Annotated in this window: 17 protein-coding genes; 6 read left to right on the top strand and 11 right to left on the bottom strand. The window is 59.5% G+C overall.

Translation table 11 applies throughout. From position 1 onward, the window contains the following. Nucleotides 1–133: 133 nt before the first annotated feature. Entirely contained in the window at nucleotides 134–685 is a 552-nt protein-coding gene (locus IB250_RS21695; protein WP_192345535.1) for an NUDIX hydrolase, read from the top strand. Between the two features lie 65 nt (nucleotides 686–750). Further along, complete coding sequence (locus IB250_RS21690; RefSeq protein WP_192345534.1) at nucleotides 751–1,254, top strand: L,D-transpeptidase family protein; 504 nt, start codon at nucleotides 751–753, stop codon at nucleotides 1,252–1,254. Nucleotides 1,255–1,494: 240 nt separating this feature from the next. Here IB250_RS21690 and IB250_RS21685 read toward each other — a convergent pair whose 3' ends face one another. The 3 genes from IB250_RS21685 to purL all read right to left on the bottom strand — a co-directional run bounded on the left by IB250_RS21685 (nucleotide 1,495) and on the right by purL (nucleotide 6,284). Then, nucleotides 1,495–1,800 (bottom strand): hypothetical protein, encoded by a 306-nt coding sequence (locus IB250_RS21685; protein ID WP_192345533.1) that lies wholly within the window; start codon nucleotides 1,798–1,800, stop codon nucleotides 1,495–1,497. Nucleotides 1,801–2,057: 257 nt separating this feature from the next. Continuing rightward, nucleotides 2,058–2,369 (bottom strand): YqfO family protein, encoded by a 312-nt coding sequence (locus IB250_RS21680; protein ID WP_007905538.1) that lies wholly within the window; start codon nucleotides 2,367–2,369, stop codon nucleotides 2,058–2,060. A gap of 18 nt (nucleotides 2,370–2,387) precedes the next feature. Further along, nucleotides 2,388–6,284 carry a phosphoribosylformylglycinamidine synthase gene (gene purL, locus IB250_RS21675; protein ID WP_192345532.1) on the bottom strand — a complete coding sequence of 1,299 codons (3,897 nt, stop codon included), beginning with the start codon at nucleotides 6,282–6,284 and terminating at the stop codon, nucleotides 2,388–2,390. Nucleotides 6,285–6,558: 274 nt separating this feature from the next. Between purL and mltF the strand changes: the two genes are divergently transcribed. Beyond that, nucleotides 6,559–8,019 carry a membrane-bound lytic murein transglycosylase MltF gene (gene mltF, locus IB250_RS21670; protein WP_192345531.1) on the top strand — a complete coding sequence of 487 codons (1,461 nt, stop codon included), beginning with the start codon at nucleotides 6,559–6,561 and terminating at the stop codon, nucleotides 8,017–8,019. A 127-nt stretch (nucleotides 8,020–8,146) separates the two neighbouring features. Here mltF and pdxJ read toward each other — a convergent pair whose 3' ends face one another. From pdxJ to lptF, 8 genes are all read right to left on the bottom strand, one after another. After that, the gene (pdxJ, locus tag IB250_RS21665) at nucleotides 8,147–8,890 is read right to left on the bottom strand and encodes a pyridoxine 5'-phosphate synthase (protein WP_192345530.1); all 744 of its coding nucleotides are present in this window, start codon (nucleotides 8,888–8,890) and stop codon (nucleotides 8,147–8,149) included. 99 nt (nucleotides 8,891–8,989) lie between these two features. Then, on the bottom strand, nucleotides 8,990–9,676 hold the full coding sequence (gene recO, locus IB250_RS21660) for a DNA repair protein RecO (RefSeq protein ID WP_192345529.1): 687 nt from the start codon (nucleotides 9,674–9,676) through the stop codon (nucleotides 8,990–8,992). A gap of 169 nt (nucleotides 9,677–9,845) precedes the next feature. Then, on the bottom strand, nucleotides 9,846–10,748 hold the full coding sequence (era, locus tag IB250_RS21655; protein ID WP_008073130.1) for a GTPase Era: 903 nt from the start codon (nucleotides 10,746–10,748) through the stop codon (nucleotides 9,846–9,848). Then, nucleotides 10,741–11,430, bottom strand: coding sequence for a ribonuclease III (gene rnc, locus IB250_RS21650; protein ID WP_007905528.1), 690 nt, complete (start codon nucleotides 11,428–11,430; stop codon nucleotides 10,741–10,743). The genes era and rnc overlap by 8 nt, the downstream gene beginning before the upstream one ends. 184 nt (nucleotides 11,431–11,614) lie before the next feature. Then, nucleotides 11,615–12,469: a signal peptidase I gene (gene lepB / locus IB250_RS21645; RefSeq protein WP_008073129.1), complete on the bottom strand. Its 855-nt coding sequence runs from the start codon at nucleotides 12,467–12,469 to the stop codon at nucleotides 11,615–11,617. Between the two features lie 5 nt (nucleotides 12,470–12,474). Beyond that, entirely contained in the window at nucleotides 12,475–14,274 is a 1,800-nt protein-coding gene (gene lepA, locus IB250_RS21640; protein WP_123494427.1) for a translation elongation factor 4, read from the bottom strand. A 170-nt stretch (nucleotides 14,275–14,444) separates the two neighbouring features. After that, nucleotides 14,445–15,506, bottom strand: coding sequence for an LPS export ABC transporter permease LptG (gene lptG, locus IB250_RS21635; RefSeq protein WP_008073128.1), 1,062 nt, complete (start codon nucleotides 15,504–15,506; stop codon nucleotides 14,445–14,447). Beyond that, nucleotides 15,499–16,617, bottom strand: coding sequence for an LPS export ABC transporter permease LptF (lptF, locus tag IB250_RS21630; RefSeq protein ID WP_192345528.1), 1,119 nt, complete (start codon nucleotides 16,615–16,617; stop codon nucleotides 15,499–15,501). Before lptF ends, lptG begins: the two co-directional genes overlap by 8 nt. Before the next feature lie 296 nt (nucleotides 16,618–16,913). Here lptF and IB250_RS21625 point away from each other — a divergent pair, with 296 nt between their 5' ends. The 3 genes from IB250_RS21625 to IB250_RS21615 all read left to right on the top strand — a co-directional run bounded on the left by IB250_RS21625 (nucleotide 16,914) and on the right by IB250_RS21615 (nucleotide 19,292). After that, nucleotides 16,914–18,404, top strand: coding sequence for a leucyl aminopeptidase (locus tag IB250_RS21625; RefSeq protein WP_192345527.1), 1,491 nt, complete (start codon nucleotides 16,914–16,916; stop codon nucleotides 18,402–18,404). 61 nt (nucleotides 18,405–18,465) lie between these two features. Beyond that, a complete protein-coding gene (locus IB250_RS21620; protein WP_123494430.1) occupies nucleotides 18,466–18,894 on the top strand; it encodes a DNA polymerase III subunit chi in 429 nt (142 codons plus the stop codon). A gap of 8 nt (nucleotides 18,895–18,902) precedes the next feature. Further along, nucleotides 18,903–19,292 (top strand): DNA polymerase III subunit chi, encoded by a 390-nt coding sequence (locus tag IB250_RS21615; protein WP_192345526.1) that lies wholly within the window; start codon nucleotides 18,903–18,905, stop codon nucleotides 19,290–19,292. Nucleotides 19,293–19,494: the final 202 nt, after the last annotated feature.

Genomic DNA, 19,494 nt, shown 5'->3' with positions numbered 1-19,494 from the left:
CTGTGCCTTACCCTGCATCATGCACCAATCGCATCGGCCGCCCAAGCCCCGAACAGCCTCATGTCGCGAAACGACAACTTGCCGACCGACACCGCTGCACGCCAAGATAGGCGCAGCATTCAGGAACCCAAGCATGAAATTTTGCAGCCAGTGCGGCAACCCGGTAACCCAGCGCATTCCCGAAGGCGATTCGCGCCTGCGTTTTGTCTGCGACAGCTGTCATACCATCCATTACCAAAACCCCAATATCGTCGCCGGTTGCGTGCCGGTCTGGGGTTCGAAGGTGTTGCTGTGCCGTCGCGCCATCGAGCCACGGCTCGGTTACTGGACCCTGCCCGCCGGCTTCATGGAAAACGGTGAGACCATCGAACAGGCCGCCATTCGCGAGACCGCCGAGGAAGCCTGTGCCCGGGTGCGCAACCTGAGTATCTATACGCTGATCGACGTGCCACACATCAGCCAGGTGCATGTATTCTTTCGCGCCGAGCTGGTGGACCTGGATTTTTCCGCGGGGCCCGAGAGCCTGGAAGTGCAACTGTTCGAAGAAGCCGACATCCCTTGGAGCGAACTGGCTTTCCGCACGGTGGGCCGTACCTTAGAATGCTTCTTCGCTGACCGGCGGACCGAGATCTACCCCGTGCGGTCCGAATCGATCCCACCGCTCGTCCAGCCTGCCATCATTTAAAGCTGCCACACATAAAAGCACCTATAAAATAAATAGTCGCGACACCTCTTAGGGATATCGTTTCAATGCGCTGGTTGCTTGCTGTTTTTTGCTTATCGTTCGCCGCTGTCAGCCAGGCTTCCTCCACGGAAACGCTGGACGGCAAAGTCATCGAAAAAGTCCTGGTTCTCAAATCGGCCCATCAATTGCAATTGATCAATGATGGCAAGCCGATCAAGACCTATCGCATTTCCTTAGGCAAACGCCCCAAGGGGCCAAAGCTGATGGAGGGTGACAAACGCACCCCCGAAGGCTTTTATTGGGTGGACTGGCGCAAGATCAGCGACCGTTTCAACCTGGCGATGCACATCTCCTACCCCAACATCAGCGACGCCGCCCGTGCCCGGCGCGAAGGCGTCGAGCCTGGCGGCATGATCATGATCCACGGCACCCCGGACACCGAAGACAATCCCGAAGACCTGTTCCATACACTGGACTGGACCGATGGCTGCATCGCCATGCGCAACATGGACATGCGCGAGGTTTGGGGTTTGGTGCCGGACGGCACGATGATTGAGATTCGCCCATAACCTACCCCCCATATCTTCAATAACGGGGGGCGTCTGTGGCAGTCATCGCGGGCAAGCCCACATACATTGGATCTATGTACACCGAACCATTGTGGGAGCGGGCTTGCTCGCGATGAGGCCCTGACAAACACCGAAAATCTCAGAGTCCGCTGATTTTCATCGGCTCAGCGGCCCCGCTCCACTTTGCTTGAGAATGATCAAAACGGTTAAATCATCGACGCCTCAGGAACGAGTACCGGGCTAGTGGGTATTCGATGAGAGGACGGTAATAACCCATTCATTTGATACCTCCTTATCCCACTGAAGTTTTGCCTTGAACTTGTGCTCCCCAACATTTAGCGGGTCCGGCCAGCTAACCCACGTTAAGTCTGGATTTGAGGTGGTCCTGAATATTGGAGCCTCACCGTCATTATCATAAATATAAATGGCCTGGTCTGCCTTCGATGCAGTGCCTCTTATCGTCACTTCGGTGAATTTGGTGCTGGAGCCATTTCCGATCGGCGTACCGTCCAACTTCGAAGTAACCCCTGTGATTTCTAAAGCCATGATGAATCCCTTCTATTAGCTAATGGAAGCTATATCACACAGCAAGCCCCGTATCCTCGCTACTGTCATAGTTGATAGGTCCGCGCGATTCCAGACAAACGGATATCACGTTTTCTCTCGACGTCTAGTTCGCCATCCACACTAACCGGGCATTCGAAAACACCGCATCCTTCGACCTCCTGGGTGCAAACTCCGGACAACAAAAAACCCGCTGAAATCACTTTCAGCGGGTTTCTCATTTTCAGCGGCCAGGAAGATCAGAAATCCTCTAACCGCCATACCTCATAAGCCGGCGTCTCATAGGGATGGCTCTCTTTCAGAGCCACCACCACCGCCCGAATCAACTCATCGCTGACCACAAGCTCAACCTTCCATTCCTCAACCTGCTCGACCTGCCCCGCTTCACCAATAAACGGCTGACTGCCATCCAAAGGCCGAAACTGACCCAACCCGAACACCTGCCACGCGCAGTGATCATAAGCCCCGATCCGCCCACCACCGGCAGCGAACACAGCACTCTTGACCACCTCGACATGACTGGCCGGAACAAAAAAACCGAGCTTGTACACGGCAATCAGCTCCCGCTCTTAGTTAACCCAAACGCGAGCGTTACGGAACATACGCATCCAGGGTGCGTCTTCGTTCCAGTCTTCCGAACGCCACGAGTTCTGCACGGCGCGGAATACCCGCTCCGGGTGCGGCATCATGATGGTCACGCGACCGTCACGGCTGGTCAAACCGGTGATACCGCGCGGCGAGCCGTTCGGGTTGGCCGGGTAGTTTTCGGTGACCTTGCCGTGGTTGTCGACGAAACGCATCGCCACGCAACCCGACAGATCGGCTTCCAGCAATGCTTCTTCGCTGGCGAATTCGGCATGGCCTTCACCGTGCGCGATGGCGATCGGCATGCGCGAACCGGCCATGCCTTGCAGGAAGATCGAGTTCGACTCCTGGATCTGCACCATCGCCACGCGAGCTTCGAACTGCTCGGAACGGTTACGCACGAAGTGCGGCCAGAACTCGCTGCCCGGGATCAGCTCGTGCAGGTTGGACATCATCTGGCAACCGTTGCAAACACCGAGGGTGAAGCTGTCGTTACGTTCGAAGAAGCCCTGGAAGGCATCGCGAGCGCGGCTGTTGAACAGCGCGGACTTGGCCCAGCCTTCGCCGGCGCCCAACACGTCGCCGTAAGAGAAACCGCCGCAAGCCACCAGACCTTTGAACTCGTTCAGGTCGACACGGCCGGCCAGAATGTCGCTCATGTGCACGTCGATCGCGTTGAAACCGGCGCGGTCGAACGCAGCCGCCATTTCCACCTGACCGTTGACGCCCTGCTCACGCAGCACGGCAACCTGTGGGCGGATGCCTTTCTTGATGTAAGGCGCGGCGACGTCCTGGTTGACGTCGTAGCTGAGCTTGACGCTCAGGCCCGGGTTGTCTTCTTCCAGCAGCACGTCGAACTCTTGTTCGGCGCAGTCGGCGTTATCACGCAGACGCTGGATCTGGTAGCTGGTCTCGGCCCACTGACGTTGCAGCAGACGACGCTGACCTTCGAACACGGTGTCGCCGTTGAAGGTGATGCTGATCTCGCCATTGTTCATCGGCTGACCGATCACCGACACGCAGTCACCCAGGCCCGCCGCGCTGAACTGCGCGAGGATGTCCGGAGTGGCGTCCTGGCGAACCTGGATAACAGCACCCAGTTCTTCGTTGAACAGGATCGCGGCGATGTCGGCGGAGGTTTCTGCCAGACCGTCGAGGTTCAGGCTCAGGCCGCAATGACCGGCGAAGGCCATTTCCACCACGCTGGTCAGCAGACCACCGTCGGAACGGTCGTGGTAAGCCAGCAAATGACCGTCGGCGTTGAGGCCCTGGATCACGGCGAAGAAGGCTTTCAGGTCTTCGGCGTCATCGACGTCCGGGGCCTGCTTGCCGAGTTTGCCGTGAACCTGAGCGAGGATCGAAGCGCCCATGCGGTTCTGACCGCGACCGAGGTCGATCAGGATCAGGTCGGTGGTGCCTTTGTCCATGCGCAATTGCGGGGTCATGGTCTGACGGATGTCAGCCACTGGGGCGAAGCCGGTCACGATCAGCGACATCGGCGAAGTCACCGTCTTGTCGACGCCTTCGTCGTTCCAGCGGGTGGCCATGGACATCGAGTCCTTGCCCACCGGAATGGTAATGCCCAGGTCCGGGCACAGTTCCATGCCGACCGCTTTCACGGTGTCGTACAGACGCGCGTCTTCACCCGGGTGACCGGCAGCGGACATCCAGTTCGCCGACAGTTTGATGTCGGAGATTTTGGCGATGCGCGAAGCCGCGATGTTGGTCAGGGTTTCGCCGATGGCCATGCGACCCGACGCCGGAGCGTCCAGCAGAGCCAGCGGAGTACGCTCGCCCATGGCCATGGCTTCACCGGTGTAGACGTCGAAGCTGGTAGCGGTGACGGCAACGTCGGCCACCGGAACCTGCCACGGGCCGACCATCTGATCACGGGCCACAAGGCCGGTGATGGTGCGGTCGCCGATGGTGATCAGGAAGCTTTTGCTGGCCACGGCCGGATGATGCAGAACGCGCTCGACGCAGTCGGCGATCTCGAGGGTCGACGGATCGAAATCGTCGCCCAGCTCGTTTTCGCGAACGGCCGAACGGTGCATGCGCGGGGCTTTGCCCAGCAGCACTTCGAGCGGCATGTCCACCGGGCTGTTGCCGAAGTGGCTGTCGGTCACGGTCAGTTGCGGTTCGGCAGTGGCTTCGCCGACCACGGCAAACGGGCAACGCTCACGTTCGCAGATCGCCTGGAAGCGTTCGAAGTCCGCAGGCCCCACCGCCAGAACGTAGCGTTCCTGGGATTCGTTACTCCAGATTTCGTGCGGGGCCATGCCCGGCTCGTCGTTTGGAATGTTGCGCAGCTCGAAGCGACCGCCACGGTTGCCGTCGTTGACCAGTTCCGGGAAGGCGTTGGACAGACCGCCCGCGCCGACGTCGTGGATGAAGCTGATCGGGTTTTTATCACCCAACTGCCAGCAACGGTCGATGACTTCCTGGCAGCGACGTTCCATTTCCGGGTTTTCGCGCTGTACCGATGCGAAGTCCAGATCCGCCGAGCTGGTGCCGGTGGCCATGGAAGAGGCAGCACCGCCGCCCAGGCCGATGAGCATTGCCGGGCCGCCGAGGACGATCAGCTTGGAGCCGACGGTGATCTCGCCTTTCTGTACGTGTTCGGCACGGATGTTACCCATGCCGCCAGCCAGCATGATCGGCTTGTGGTAACCGCGAACTTCGTCGCCACGCGGGGTGGTGATCGATTGTTCGAAGGTACGGAAATAACCGGTCAGGGCCGGACGACCGAATTCGTTGTTGAACGCGGCGCCACCCAGTGGGCCTTCGATCATGATGTCCAGCGCGGTAACGATGCGCTCAGGTTTGCCGTATGGCACTTCCCACGGCTGTTCGAAGCCCGGGATCTGTAGGTTGGACACGGTGAAACCGGTAAGGCCAGCCTTTGGCTTGGCGCCGCGACCGGTTGCACCTTCGTCGCGAATCTCACCGCCGCTACCGGTGGACGCGCCCGGGAACGGGGCAATCGCGGTCGGGTGGTTGTGAGTTTCGACTTTCATCAGGATGTGCACCGGTTCCTGCACCGCGCCGTACTGACGGGTTTCAGGGTCCGGGAAGAAACGGCCGGCGACGGAGCCGACGATTACCGAGGCGTTGTCCTTATAAGCCGACAGAACACCGTCGCTGTGCATCTGATAGGTGTTCTTGATCATGCCGAACAGGCTTTTTTCCTGGCTCTGACCGTCGATGTCCCAACTGGCGTTGAAGATCTTGTGGCGGCAGTGCTCGGAGTTCGCCTGGGCAAACATCATCAATTCGATGTCATGCGGGTTGCGCTTCAAGCCGACGAAGGCTGCGACCAGATAGTCGATCTCGTCTTCGGCCAGGGCCAGGCCCAGCTCGGTGTTGGCTTTTTCCAGCGCGGCGCGGCCGCCACCCAACACGTCGATCGCGGTCAGGGGCTTGGGTTCGGCGTGGCTGAACAGGCCGGCGGCTTGTTCAAGGTTGTCCAGCACGATCTGGGTCATGCGGTCGTGCAGACCGTCAGCAATCAGCTGCGCTTCAGCGTCGCTGAACTGGCCGGCGACGTAGAACGCGATGCCGCGCTCCAGGCGCTGGATTTTCGTCAGGCCGCAGTTGCGAGCGATGTCGCTGGCTTTACTGGACCATGGCGAGATGGTGCCGAAACGTGGCAACACCAGAAACAGGCGACCGGTGGGCTCTTGTACTGGAACGCTTGGGCCGTACTTCAGAAGGCGCGCGAGCACCTGCTGTTCGTCGCCGGTCAGGACGCCGGTAACTTCGGCGAAGTGAGCGAATTCAGCATACAAGCCGCTGACAGCCGGAACCTTCTGGCTCAGTTGCTCAAGGAGTTTGCTGTGGCGAAAGGCAGAAAGGGCAGGAGCGCCGCGCAGGATCAACATCTTCGGGACAGCCTCGGGAAGGGGTGTGCTTTGAGGCCGTGCATTCTAGCCTAAACCGCCCGCGACATCACCCGAAACGGTACGCACGGCTGCACCCGAACGTCGGGCCGGGTATTCGGGCCCTGAACAGGCGCGCGCCGAGGGTTATTTTTTCTGTCACAAAATGCTGTCCGGGCCCATTCCTGCGGGCTCCAAGCGGGTTTCAGACTCTCTAGCAGACAAGCCCTTCGCTGTCGAGATATGGCGCTCGTGGTCCTTTGCGTATACTGCGCAGATGTTTTCCCCAACGGCTTTGCGTCCGCGGTACGCCAAATGGCTGATCGCAACCGGACTCTTCCTGGTGCTCGGTGGCTGTGTTGATAAACCCAACACGCTGGAGCGCGTAAAGGAGGATGGCGTGCTGCGGGTGGTTACCCGCAACAGTCCCGCCACCTACTTTCAGGATCGCAACGGTGAAACCGGCTTCGAATACGAGCTGGTGAAGCGCTTCGCCGACGATCTGGGGGTCGAGCTCAAGATCGAAACCGCCGACAACCTCGACGACCTGTTCAATCAGGTGGGTAAGCCCAATGGCCCGGTGCTGGCTGCTGCCGGCCTGGTCAGCAGCGAAGAACGAAAAAAACAGGTGCGATTTTCCCACTCCTACCTCGAAGTCACCCCACAAATCATCTACCGCAACGGCCAGTCACGGCCGACCGACGCAGGCGACCTGGTCGGCAAGAAGATCATGGTGCTCAAGGGCAGCACCCACGCCGAGCAATTGGCAGCGCTGAAAAAGAAATATCCCGGCATTGAATACGAAGAGTCCGACGCGGTTGAAGTCGTCGACTTGCTGCGCATGGTCGACGAAGCCCAGATCGATCTGACCCTGGTCGATTCCAACGAAGTCGCGATGAACCAGGTGTACTTCCCCAACGTGCGGGTCGCTTTCGATCTCGGTGACGCCAGCAATCAGAGCTGGGCCGTGGCCGCCGGCGAAGACAACAGCCTGCTCAACGAGATCAATGACTACCTCGACAAAGTGAAGAAAAACGGCACCCTGCAACGCCTCAAGGATCGCTATTACGGGCACGTCGATGTACTCGGTTACATGGGCGCCTACACCTTCGCCCAGCATCTGCAGCAGCGGCTGCCCAAATACGAACAGCATTTCAAGACGTACGCCAAGAAAGAGAAAGTCGACTGGCGCCTGCTGGCGGCGATCGGTTATCAGGAATCGCTGTGGCAAGCGGCGGTCACGTCCAAGACCGGCGTGCGCGGATTGATGATGCTGACCCAGAACACGGCGCAAGCCATGGGCGTGTCCAATCGACTCGATCCCAAGCAGAGCATCATGGGTGGGGCAAAGTACCTGGCCTATATGAAAGAGCAACTGGATGAGTCGATCCAGGAGCCGGATCGTACGTGGTTCGCGCTCGCAGCCTACAACGTTGGCAGCGGTCACCTGGATGACGCGCGCAAACTGGCGGCCAAGGAAGGGTTGAACCCGGACAAGTGGCTGGACGTGAAGAAAATCCTGCCGCGTCTGTCCGAGAAGAAGTGGTTCAGCAAAACCCGTTACGGCTACGCCCGGGGTGGCGAGCCGGTGCACTTCGTGGCGAACATCCGTCGTTACTACGACATCCTGACGTGGGTAACGCAGCCGCAGCTGGAAGGCAATCAGGTCGCCGAGGGCAACCTGCATGTGCCGGGGGTCGACAAGACCAAGCCGAGCCAGGAAACCCCACCGCTTTAACAGCCACCACCCATCAAATGTGGGAGCGGGCTTGCTCGCGAAGGCGGTTCAACATTCAACATCTCTGTCGATTGCCACACCGCATTCGCGAGCAAGCCCGCTCCCACATTGGTTTTGTGTTTGTCTTTTAGGCTTTGGCGGCAGCCAGAATCAGCGCCTTCATTTCCGACACCGCCGACTTGAACCCTACGAACAACGCATGGGCCACCAACGCATGGCCGATGTTCAGTTCATTGATGCCCTTGATCGCCGCAACAGCCTCGACGTTGTGATAGTGCAGACCGTGGCCGGCGTTGACGATCAACCCCTGGGCCAGACCAAATGCCACGCCATCGGCCACGCGCTTGAGCTCTTCAGCGACTTCGGTTGGCGTCTCGGCGTCCGCATAACGCCCGGTGTGCAATTCAATGGCCGGTGCACCGACACGGCGGGATGCTTCGATCTGCCGCTCGTCAGCGTCGATGAACAGCGATACTTCACAGCCAATCTTCGCCAGACGATCCACCGCCGCCTTGATCCGCGCCTCCTGCCCTGCCACGTCCAGACCGCCTTCAGTGGTCAGCTCCTGACGGGTTTCCGGGACCAGGCAAATGTGCGCCGGGCGGATGCGTTCGGCGAACGCCATCATTTCTTCGGTGACGCCCATTTCGAAATTCATGCGGGTTTGCAGCACGTCCTTGAGCAGCAACACGTCGCGCTCCTGAATATGCCGACGGTCTTCGCGCAAGTGCACGGTGATGCCGTCAGCACCCGCCTCTTCCGCGTCCAGCGCTGCCTTGACTGGATCCGGGTAGCGAGTACCCCGGGCCTGACGCAGGGTGGCAACGTGGTCGATGTTCACGCCAAGAAGAATGCGATTGCTGGTGGTCACGGAAGCGCTCCTGAAAACAAGGGAAAGTTCGGTGCACAGCATACACGGGGAGCTTGGGTCTGTTGACGCAAGCATCAACAGTTCCTGTCGCTTGCGAAACTATGGCTTGCGAAACAACTCGCGACTGACTAGAGGACGACCGCCCAGATGAACGGCCAGTGCCTGACGCATCAAGCGCTTGGCAGCGGACAGCGCTCCGGGCGCGGACCAATCGGCATCGGCCATGGCCAACAATTCAGTGCCGTTGAACAGACCCGGTTGCAGCAGGTAGACCCGCTCCAGGCCTGCATCCACTTGCAAGCGATAGAGGCCGTCCGGCGCAATGGGGTCGCCGTGGATGTCGGCGTTCAGCGCAAAACCGTAACCGAGGTCGTCGAGCAAACGCCATTCGAAGGAGCGCAGCAATGGCTCCAATGGACGGCCTTCGGCCAGGGCGAGCAAGGTCGCGGCGTAGTGATCGAAGACTGCGGGATGGGGGTCTTCGGCGGGCAGCAGACGGATCAGCAACTCGTTGAGGTAGAGACCGCTGAACAGCGCCTCGCCGTTGAGCCAGGTGGAAACACCGGCGCTTTCCATGCGACCGACGTTTTTCAATTCACCCCGCCCACGGAATTCGACTTCCAGCGGCACAAACGGCCGCGCCAATGTCCCGGCCTTGCCCCGCGCGCTGCGCAACACCGCCCGTAGCCGACCTTGCGGCGTAAGGAAATCCACCAGCGCACTGCTTTCGCGGTAGGCGCGGGAGTGGAGGACGTACGCGGGTTGGCCGATGGGGGCTTGAGACATGGAAGTCAGGGTTCTCAATGACGGAGCGCAGTTTTAAAAACAACCCAAAACCAATGTGGGAGCGGGCTTGCTCGCGAAAGCGGTGTAACAGTCAACATCAATGCTGAATGTTACATCCTCTTCGCGAGCAAGCCCGCTCCCACAGTAGATCTATGTGCTGCCAAACGGTTTACAGATCGCCGTAACCCAGCGAACGCAGCGCACGTTCGTCATCGGACCAGCCACCCTTAACCTTGACCCACAGGTTAAGCATGATCTTGGAGTCGAACAGCAGCTCCATGTCCTTGCGCGCCTCGGTGCCGATACGCTTGATGCGCTCGCCCTTGTCGCCAATGATGATTTTTTTCTGGCCGTCACGTTCGACGAGGATCAACGCATGGATGTGCAGGGTTTTGCCCTGCTGCTTGAACTCTTCGATTTCCACGGTGATCTGGTACGGCAGCTCGGCGCCCAACTGACGCATGATTTTCTCGCGCACCAGTTCGGCGGCGAGGAAGCGGCTGCTGCGGTCAGTGATCTGATCTTCCGGGAAGAAGTGATCGTTTTCCGGCAGGTGCTCGGCGATCACTCGTTCCAGCGCGTCCAGGTTGTGCCCGTGCTGGGCCGAGATCGGCATGATCTGCGCGTTCGGCAGCTGTTCCTGCAACCAGCTCAGGTGCGGCATCAGCTCGGATTTGTCTTCGATACGGTCGGTCTTGTTCAGCGCCACGATCAGCGGGCCGGTCACGTATTGAACGCGCTCGAGGACCATCTGGTCTTCGTCGGTCCACTTGGTGCGGTCAACCACGAAGATCACCACGTCGACGTCTTTCAACGCCGCCGAAGCGGTCTTGTTCATGTAGCGGTTCAGAGCCTTTTCGCCGCCCTTGTGCATGCCCGGGGTGTCGACGTAGATCGCCTGAACGGCGCCTTCGGTCTTGATGCCGAGCATGTTGTGACGGGTGGTCTGCGGCTTGCGCGAGGTAATCGCCAGCTTCTGACCCAGAATGTGGTTCAGCAGCGTGGACTTGCCCACGTTGGGACGGCCGACGATGGCAACATAGCCACAGCGAGTTGCGGTTGAATCAGTCATTGCCATTCTCCACACCCAGGGCAATCAGTGCTGCGGCGGCCGCTACCTGTTCGGCAATACGACGACTCACACCCTGACCTCGGCTTTTTTCATTCAGTAAGATGATTTCACATTCGACGAAGAACGTCCGGCAATGCGGCTCACCCTGGATATCCACCACTTCGTAACGCGGCAGCTCGCAACCACGGGACTGCAGGAATTCCTGCAGGCGGGTTTTCGGATCTTTGTTGGTATCGACCAGCGTCAGGCCTTCGAACTCTCCGGCCAGCCAGGCCAGCACGCGCTCGCGCGCCATGTCCATGCCGGCGTCCAGGTAGATCGCACCAATCAGCGCTTCGAGGGCATCGGCCAGAATCGATTCGCGACGGAAACCACCGCTTTTCAATTCGCCGGAACCCAGGCGCAGGTATTCGCCCAGATCGAAACCACGGGCCAGTACGGCCAGGGTTTCACCTTTCACCAAGCGGGCGCGCAAACGCGACAACTGGCCTTCGCGGGCCAGCGGGAAGCGATCGAACAGCGCCTCGCCAGCGACGAAGTTGAGGATGGCATCACCGAGGAACTCCAGGCGTTCATTGTTGCGCCCGGCAAAGCTGCGGTGAGTCAGGGCCAGGACCATCAGTTCCTGGTCTTTGAAGGTGTAGCCGAGCTGACGCTCTAGACGGCTTAAGGAGACGCTCACGGTTTACCCACGCTGAGTTCGTGGCTGGATTCCACCGCCATCGCCGTGGTGCGGCGCAGGCTTGGGACAATTAACGCTGTGTTCAAAAATAACGTCCTGAATATCATTGTTTTCATGCGTCCGGTGCCGATTATGCCGACTCCAGAAATGCATTCGGCGCTGTGTTCAACAGCGCCGTGTGTGATTACTTGATCAGGCCAACCCGCGAGAAATTCGGCAGGTGACTGAGTTTGGGTTCCGGCCAGCTCATCCAGACTGCAAAGGCCTTGCCGACGATATTCTTGTCGGGAACCATGCCCAGCAGATTCTTGGGAATACTCGGATCATCCCAGTAGCGACTGTCGTTCGAGTTGTCGCGGTTGTCGCCCATCATGAAGTAGTGCCCGGCAGGCACGGTCCACGAACGATCCGGCGCTGCGCGGTAGCGGCTCATTTCCTTGCGGATAAGGTGCTCGGCGATGCCGAGCTTTTCCTTGTAGAGCTCGGCGCTGCCCAACGTGCCCGGCTCGGAGCCGACCAGTTGTTCGGCGATCGATTCACCGTTGACGAACAGACGCTTGTCTGCGGTATAGCGAATCTGGTCACCCGGCAGGCCTACCACACGCTTGATGTAATTGACGTTCGGGTCGCTCGGGTAGCGGAACACCATCACATCACCGCGCTGCGGATCACCGACTTCGATGACTTTCTTGTCGATCACCGGCAGGCGGATCCCGTAAGAAAACTTGTTCACCAGAATGAAGTCGCCGACGTCCAGGGTCGGTTTCATCGAGCCGGAAGGAATCTGGAACGGTTCCACCAGGAACGAACGCAGCACCAGTACGATGAACAACACCGGGAAGAACGACTTGCCGTATTCGACCAGCAGCGGCTCTTTGTTCAGTTTCTCGACCACCACCATGTCAGCCTGGCTGACGCTACCCTGATAAGAGTTAATGGCAGCCCGGCGCCGTGGCGCCAGGAACAGCAGATCGAGCAACGCCAACAGGCCGCAGACGAACACGGCGATGACCAGCAACAGCGGGAAATTTAGTGACATAGGACCTAACTATCCAACCTGAGCACGGCAAGGAAGGCTTCCTGTGGAATTTCCACGTTACCGACCTGCTTCATGCGTTTCTTACCGGCCTTTTGCTTTTCCAGCAGCTTTTTCTTACGGCTGACGTCACCACCGTAGCATTTGGCCAATACGTTCTTTCTGAGCGCCTTGACGGTTGTCCGCGCCACAATCTGCCCGCCAATGGCGGCCTGGATTGCCACGTCGAACATCTGCCGCGGAATCAGTTCTTTCATCTTCTCGGTCAACTGGCGACCTTTGTAGTGCGCATTGTCACGGTGCACGATCAACGCCAGGGCGTCGACCTTGTCGCCGTTGATCAGCACATCCAGTTTCACCAGACTAGCCGATTGGTAACGATCGAAATGGTAATCCAGCGAAGCATAGCCGCGGCTGGTGGATTTCAGGCGATCGAAGAAGTCCAGCACCACTTCGTTCATCGGCAGGTCGTAAGTCACTTGTACCTGAGTGCCGAGGAACAGCATGTCGACCTGCACACCGCGTTTTTCGATGCACAGGGTAATGACGTTGCCCAGGTGTTCTTGCGGCACAAGAATGTTGGCACGCACGATCGGCTCACGCATGTCTTCGATCGACGACAGGTCCGGGAGCTTCGACGGGTTATCGACGTAAATCGTTTCACCGGTTTTCAGCAACAGCTCGAAAATTACTGTCGGCGCGGTGGTGATCAGGTCCAGGTCGTACTCGCGCTCCAGGCGCTCCTGGATGATTTCCATGTGCAGCATGCCGAGGAACCCGCAACGGAAGCCGAAGCCCAGCGCGTCGGAGCTTTCCGGGGTGTACTGCAGGGACGAGTCGTTGAGCGTGAGCTTTTGCAGGGCTTCACGGAAATCTTCGAAGTCGTCGGAGCTGACCGGGAACAGACCGGCATATACCTGCGGCTGAATGCGTTTGAAGCCTGGCAGCACGTCAACGTCTGGCGTGGAGCTCAAGGTCAGGGTGTCACCGACCGGTGCACCGTGAATGTCCTTGATGCCGGCAATGATGAAGCCTACTTCGCCGGCCTTCAGGTCAACGGTGGCGGTGTGTTTCGGGTTGAAGACACCGACGCTGTCCACCAGGTGGATCTTGCCGGTGGACTTGACGAGGATCTTGTCGCCCTTCTTCACACGACCGTGACGCACACGTACCAGGGAAACAACGCCCAGGTAGTTGTCGAACCAGGAGTCGATGATCAACGCTTGCAGCGGATCTTCGTAGTTGCCGGTCGGCGCAGGAATCGTGGTTACCAGGCGTTCGAGCACTTCATCGACGCCCAGACCGGTCTTGGCAGAGCACTCGACCGCGTCAGTGGCATCGATGCCGATGATTTTTTCGATTTCTTCTTTGACGCGGTCCGGATCGGCCTGTGGCAGGTCAATCTTGTTCAGGACCGGCATGACTTCCAGGCCCTGCTCGATCGCCGTGTAGCAGTTGGCAACCGACTGCGCTTCAACGCCCTGACCGGCATCGACCACCAGCAATGCACCTTCACAGGCCGCCAGCGACCGGCTGACTTCGTAGGTGAAGTCAACGTGGCCGGGGGTGTCAATGAAGTTCAGCTGGTACTTGATGCCATCGCGGGCGGTGTAATAAAGGGTGACGCTGTGGGCCTTGATGGTGATCCCGCGTTCACGCTCCAGGTCCATGGAGTCCAGCACCTGGGCTTCCATTTCGCGCTCGGCAAGGCCGCCGCACATCTGGATGAAGCGATCGGCCAGCGTCGACTTGCCATGGTCAATGTGGGCGATGATGGAGAAATTGCGGATATGACTCAAATCACTCACGGATCAACACTCAAAAAGGCTGCAGGCATAGCCCGCCGAAAAATAGCCGGGAATTGTACCTGATCCACGACGCAAGCGTCACGTTCGCAGGTCAGACGGCGCGTACAAAAACGCCCCGGTCTTGCGACAGGGGCGTTTTGAGTGACAAGCCTTTCGGGAATAACCCGCGATCAACCGGCCCGGCGCAACAACCAGACCCCGGCCAGGGCACAGACTCCGGCCGGCACCAGCACCGCAAACAGCGGTGAGAAACCGAATACCAGGCTCGAAGGGCCGAGCAAATCCTGGACGATGCGGAAGGTGAAGCCCACCAACACACCAGTAAAGACCCGCTGACCGAGGGTCACCGAACGCAGCGGGCCGAAGATGAAGGAAATCGCCATCAGCACCAATGCAGCGGTCACCAACGGCTGCAACACCTTGACCCAAAATGCCAGCCAGTACCGACCGTTGCTCAGGCCCTGGTCAGCCAGGTAGTGGATGTAACTCCACAGACCAGTGATCGACAGTGATTCCGGCGCCATCACCACAGTGCTCAGCAGTTGCGGGCTCAGCGCGACCTCCCAACGCTCCACCGGAGTCGTCACCACTTCGGTGTTCTTTTCATGGAACAACGTGGTCGTGACGTCGCTCAGTTGCCAGTGATCCGTGTCGAATTCCGCGCGTTTGGCGAAGCTTGAAGACAGGATGTGGCGCTGATCATCGAAGCGATAACGGGTCACACCGTACAGCAGACCATTGGGTTGCACGGAGTTGACGTGAATGAACTCGTCACCCTGACGGTGCCACAGACCGTGCTTGGCGCTTTGCGCATCGCCACTGCCCTGGGCCAGCGAGCGGTTGGCCTGAGCGGTGACTTCTGTTGCCGGCGCGACGTACTCACCGATCACCAGCCCCACCACCATCAAAAGCAGCATCGGCTTCATGACAGCCCAGACGATCCGCCCGAGCGACACGCCCGCAGCGCGCATGATGGTCAGTTCGCTGTGGCTGGCCAGGCTGCCGAGGCCGATCAGGCAACCGATCAGCGCCGCCATCGGTAGCATGTCGTACAGACGGCGCGGCGCGGTCAGCAGCACATAGCTCAGGACATCCATCAGGGTGTAGGTATCACTGACCTCACTCATCTCATCGATGAAGGCAAACAGCGTGGCCAGGCCGAGGATGATCCCCAGTACTGCCAGGATCGCGACGAACACGCTGCTACCGATGTAGCGATCGAGCTTATCCACGGGCCACCTCCAGCGCACTGCGGCGACTCGCCATCTTCAAGCGCAGCGGCTCCCAGTACAGCAAGCCCAGGCCAATGGCCAGGAAGATTGCATGCACCCACCACAAGCCCAGCGCCGCCGGGATCTTGCCCTTTTCGAGGGCGCCGCGAGCGGCAATCAGGATGGTCAGGTAAGCCATATAAAGAAGAATCGCCGGCAGCAGCTTGAGGAAACGGCCCTGGCGCGGGTTGACCCGCGACAACGGCACCGCCATCAGGGTCACGATGAAGACCAGCAGCGGCAGGGACAGACGCCATTGCAGTTCGGTGCGCGAGCGGATGTCATCATTGCCCAGCAGGGAGCGGGTGGTCATCGCGTCGCGATCGGTGACTTCGTCGCTGACGTCCGGCTTGGGCAGCAATACGCCGTACTCGTCGTATTTGATGGCGCGGTAGTCGGCCTGACCCGGATTACCGTCGTAGCGGTAGCCATTGTCGAGAATCAGATACCGATTGCCGTCGGGGCGAATTTCCTGACGGCCCTTCTCGGCCACCAATACGGAAATCCCGCGGTCCTTTTTGTCGGAATTTACATTCTTTTGCGAAATGAACACGCCGCCCAGATTGATGCGGTCATCCGACAATTGTTCGGTATAGGTCACCCGGGTACCGTCGCGTAAAGCCTGGAAACGGCCTGGCTCAAGGGTATCGAATTCAGTCAGTGCGTCCTGTTTGTTCAGCAGCAACTGGAACTGGTTGGCACCCTGTGGCGCCAGGCTCAGGCTCAGCCATGCCACCACCAGCGCAACCAGCGTGGCCGGAAACAGGGTGATGCGAAACAGTCGCTGCTGGCTCATGCCAGTGGCCGACAGCACGGTCATTTCGCTGTCGAGGTACAGACGACCGTAGGCCAGCAAAATCCCGAGAAACAGCCCCAAAGGCAGGATCAACTGCAGGAAACCTGGCAGACGGAAACCCATGATCAGGAACAGCGAACCCGGATCCAGAAGGCCAGAAGCCGCCTGGGCGAGGTATTTGATGAAGCGTCCGCTCATGATGATGACCAGCAGCACGGCGCTGACGGCGCTCAAGGTCAACAGGACTTCGCGGGATAGATAACGGAAGACAATCAAACCAGACACTCCAGGGTTGTCAGGCTAAGCGGCCAAACAAACAAACGTATCGGTCGGCCCGCAGGGCAGAGCCGCCGAAAAAGATGGCGCATTATCCTGTGATTGGGTGCGCCTGTCACTGCGCACGCTCAAGCAGACACCTGAACCACCGAAGTTCGCACGACCGAGGGTTGTCAGGCGCCGGTAGCGAGGTTCAAACTGCGGCCTTTGTCGCTGGCACTGCTACCTGCGTCTTTCTACTTATAAGCAAGCTTCTGCGCGTCGCGCACTTTGACCATTAATTCAGGGACCCAGACATGGAACTGGTTGTAAAAAGCGTTAGCCCGGAAACGTTGAAGACCGCCACGCTGGTGGTCGCCGTCGGCGAAGGCCGCAAACTCGGCGCCGTTGCCAAACAACTCGACGAGCTGAGCGGTGGCACTATCAGTGCCGTGCTCAAGCGCGGCGACCTGGCCGGCAAAGTCGGCCAGAGCCTGTTGCTGCACAGCCTGCCTAACCTCAAGGCTGAGCGCGTGTTGCTGGTGGGCGTGGGCAAGGATGAAGAGCTGGGTGATCGCCCGTTCCGCAAAATCATCGCCGGCATCCTCAACACCCTCAAAGGCCTGGGCGGCAGCGATGCAGTGCTGGCCCTGGACGAAGTCGTGGTCAAAGACCGCGACAGCTATGGCAAGAACCGCCTGCTGGCCGAGACCCTGGTAGATGGCGAGTACACCTTCGACCAGTTCAAGAGCCAGAAAGCCGACCCGCTTGCCCTGAAGAAAGTCACCCTGGTGACCATCAAGGCCGCACAGGCTGAAGTCGAACGCGCCGTGGCCCATGCCACCGCGATCGCCAATGGCATGGCCTTCACCCGTAACCTGGGCAACCTGCCGCCAAACATCTGCCACCCGACGTTCCTGGGCGAGCAAGCCAAGAACCTGGGCAAAGAATTCAAGAGCCTGAAAGTCGAAGTCCTCGATGAGAAGAAAATCAAGGATCTGGGCATGGGCTCGTTCTACGCCGTTGGCCAGGGCAGCGCCCAGCCGCCGCGCCTGATCGTCATGCAATACAACGGCGGCAAGAAATCCGAGAAGCCGTACGCACTGGTCGGCAAAGGCATCACCTTCGACACCGGCGGCATCAGCCTCAAGCCGGGCGCCGGCATGGATGAAATGAAGTACGACATGGGCGGCGCCGCCAGCGTGTTCGGTACCTTGCGTGCCGTGCTTGAGCTCAAACTGCCGATCAACCTGGTGTGCATCCTGGCTTGCGCCGAGAACATGCCGAGCGGCAACGCTTCGCGTCCGGGCGACATCGTCACCACCATGAGCGGCCAGACCGTGGAAATCCTCAACACCGACGCCGAAGGCCGTCTGGTGCTGTGCGATGCCCTGACCTATTCCGAACGCTTCAAGCCGCAAGCGGTGATCGACATCGCCACCCTGACCGGCGCGTGTGTCGTCGCACTGGGTTCCCACACCTCGGGCCTGCTGGGCAACAACGACGAGCTGATCGGTCAACTGCTGAGCGCCGGCCAATCCGCCGACGACCGCGCCTGGCAACTGCCGCTGTTCGATGAATATCAAGAGCAGCTGGACAGCCCGTTCGCCGACATCGCCAACATTGGCGGCCCGAAAGCCGGCACCATCACCGCTGCCTGCTTCCTGTCGCGCTTCACCAAGAACCTGAACTGGGCGCACCTGGACATCGCCGGCACGGCCTGGACCAGCGGCGGCAAGGACAAGGGCGCCACTGGCCGTCCGGTTCCCCTGCTGACCCAATACCTGCTGGACCGCGCCAAAGCCTGAAACCGATGACCCCGAGCGGTGCCACTGACCAGTGGCGCCGCCCCGGGGCTCAGGAACCGCAATGACCAAAGTCGACTTCTATATCCTGCCCAGCGCCGATCCTTCGGCACGGCTGGATTTCGCCTGCAAGCTCACCGAAAAAGCCTGGCGCATGGGCCACCGCATTTACCTGCACTGCAGCGATGCCGCCCAGCGTGATGACCTCGATGCGCGTTTGTGGGCCTTCAAGGGCGAAAGCTTCGTGCCCCACGGTCCCGCCGAAAACGAGCCGGAGGGTTTGATTGTGTTGGGCCTTGGCGATGACTGCGGTCAGCATCAGGATCTGCTGGTCAATCTCGACCTGAAAGTCCCGGTATTTGCCAAACAGTTCGCCCGCGTGGCGGAAGTGGTGGTGGAAGATCCGACGATTCGTTCGGCTGCGCGGGAGAGTTTCCGTTTCTACCGCGAACAGGGCTATCCTCTGCAAGATCACCGTTTACAGCGACTCTGAGCATTCCGATGGACACTCCAAAACCGCAGCAAAATTCCGCGCATCTGCTGGATGACCTCGAGTCGATCCGCCAACTGCTCGGCGATGACAACCTGCAACCGCCCTTGCTGACCGACACGGTCATTGAAGGTGATCAGGAACAGATCCCCATGCTGTTCGACACTGTCGCCAATGCGCCGCAACCAGTCGAAACGACACCGCCACCCGCCCCATCCGCGCAACCGTCGCCGGCCGCGAGCAAAGGCCCCGACGCCCTGCTGCACCTGGACAGCGAACTGCGCGCCGCCGCGCTATTGATCATGCAAGACGTGATCGACGACTTCGCCCCGCACATCGAAACCGAAATCAAACGCCGGCTGGATGCGCGGATGGAGCGGTTGTTGAGTCAGTACGAATAAACACCACCATTCTAATGTGGGAGCGGGCTTGCTCGCGAAGAGGCAGTAACATTCAACATTAGTGTTGGATGACAGGCCGCCTTCGCGAGCAAGCCCGCTCCCACATTGTTTTTGTGCAATGGCTGATGGTCAGCTCATCCCGCGATCAACTCGCCCTACGCCCCATGCCCCGCTATACTTGCCGGCTTTTCCTGATTAAATG

Source organism: Pseudomonas sp. PDM09, from assembly GCF_014852305.1.
Lineage (GTDB): Bacteria > Pseudomonadota > Gammaproteobacteria > Pseudomonadales > Pseudomonadaceae > Aquipseudomonas.
Note: the sequence above shows the minus strand (reverse complement) of the source record. Positions and strands in the feature narration are given on the sequence as shown.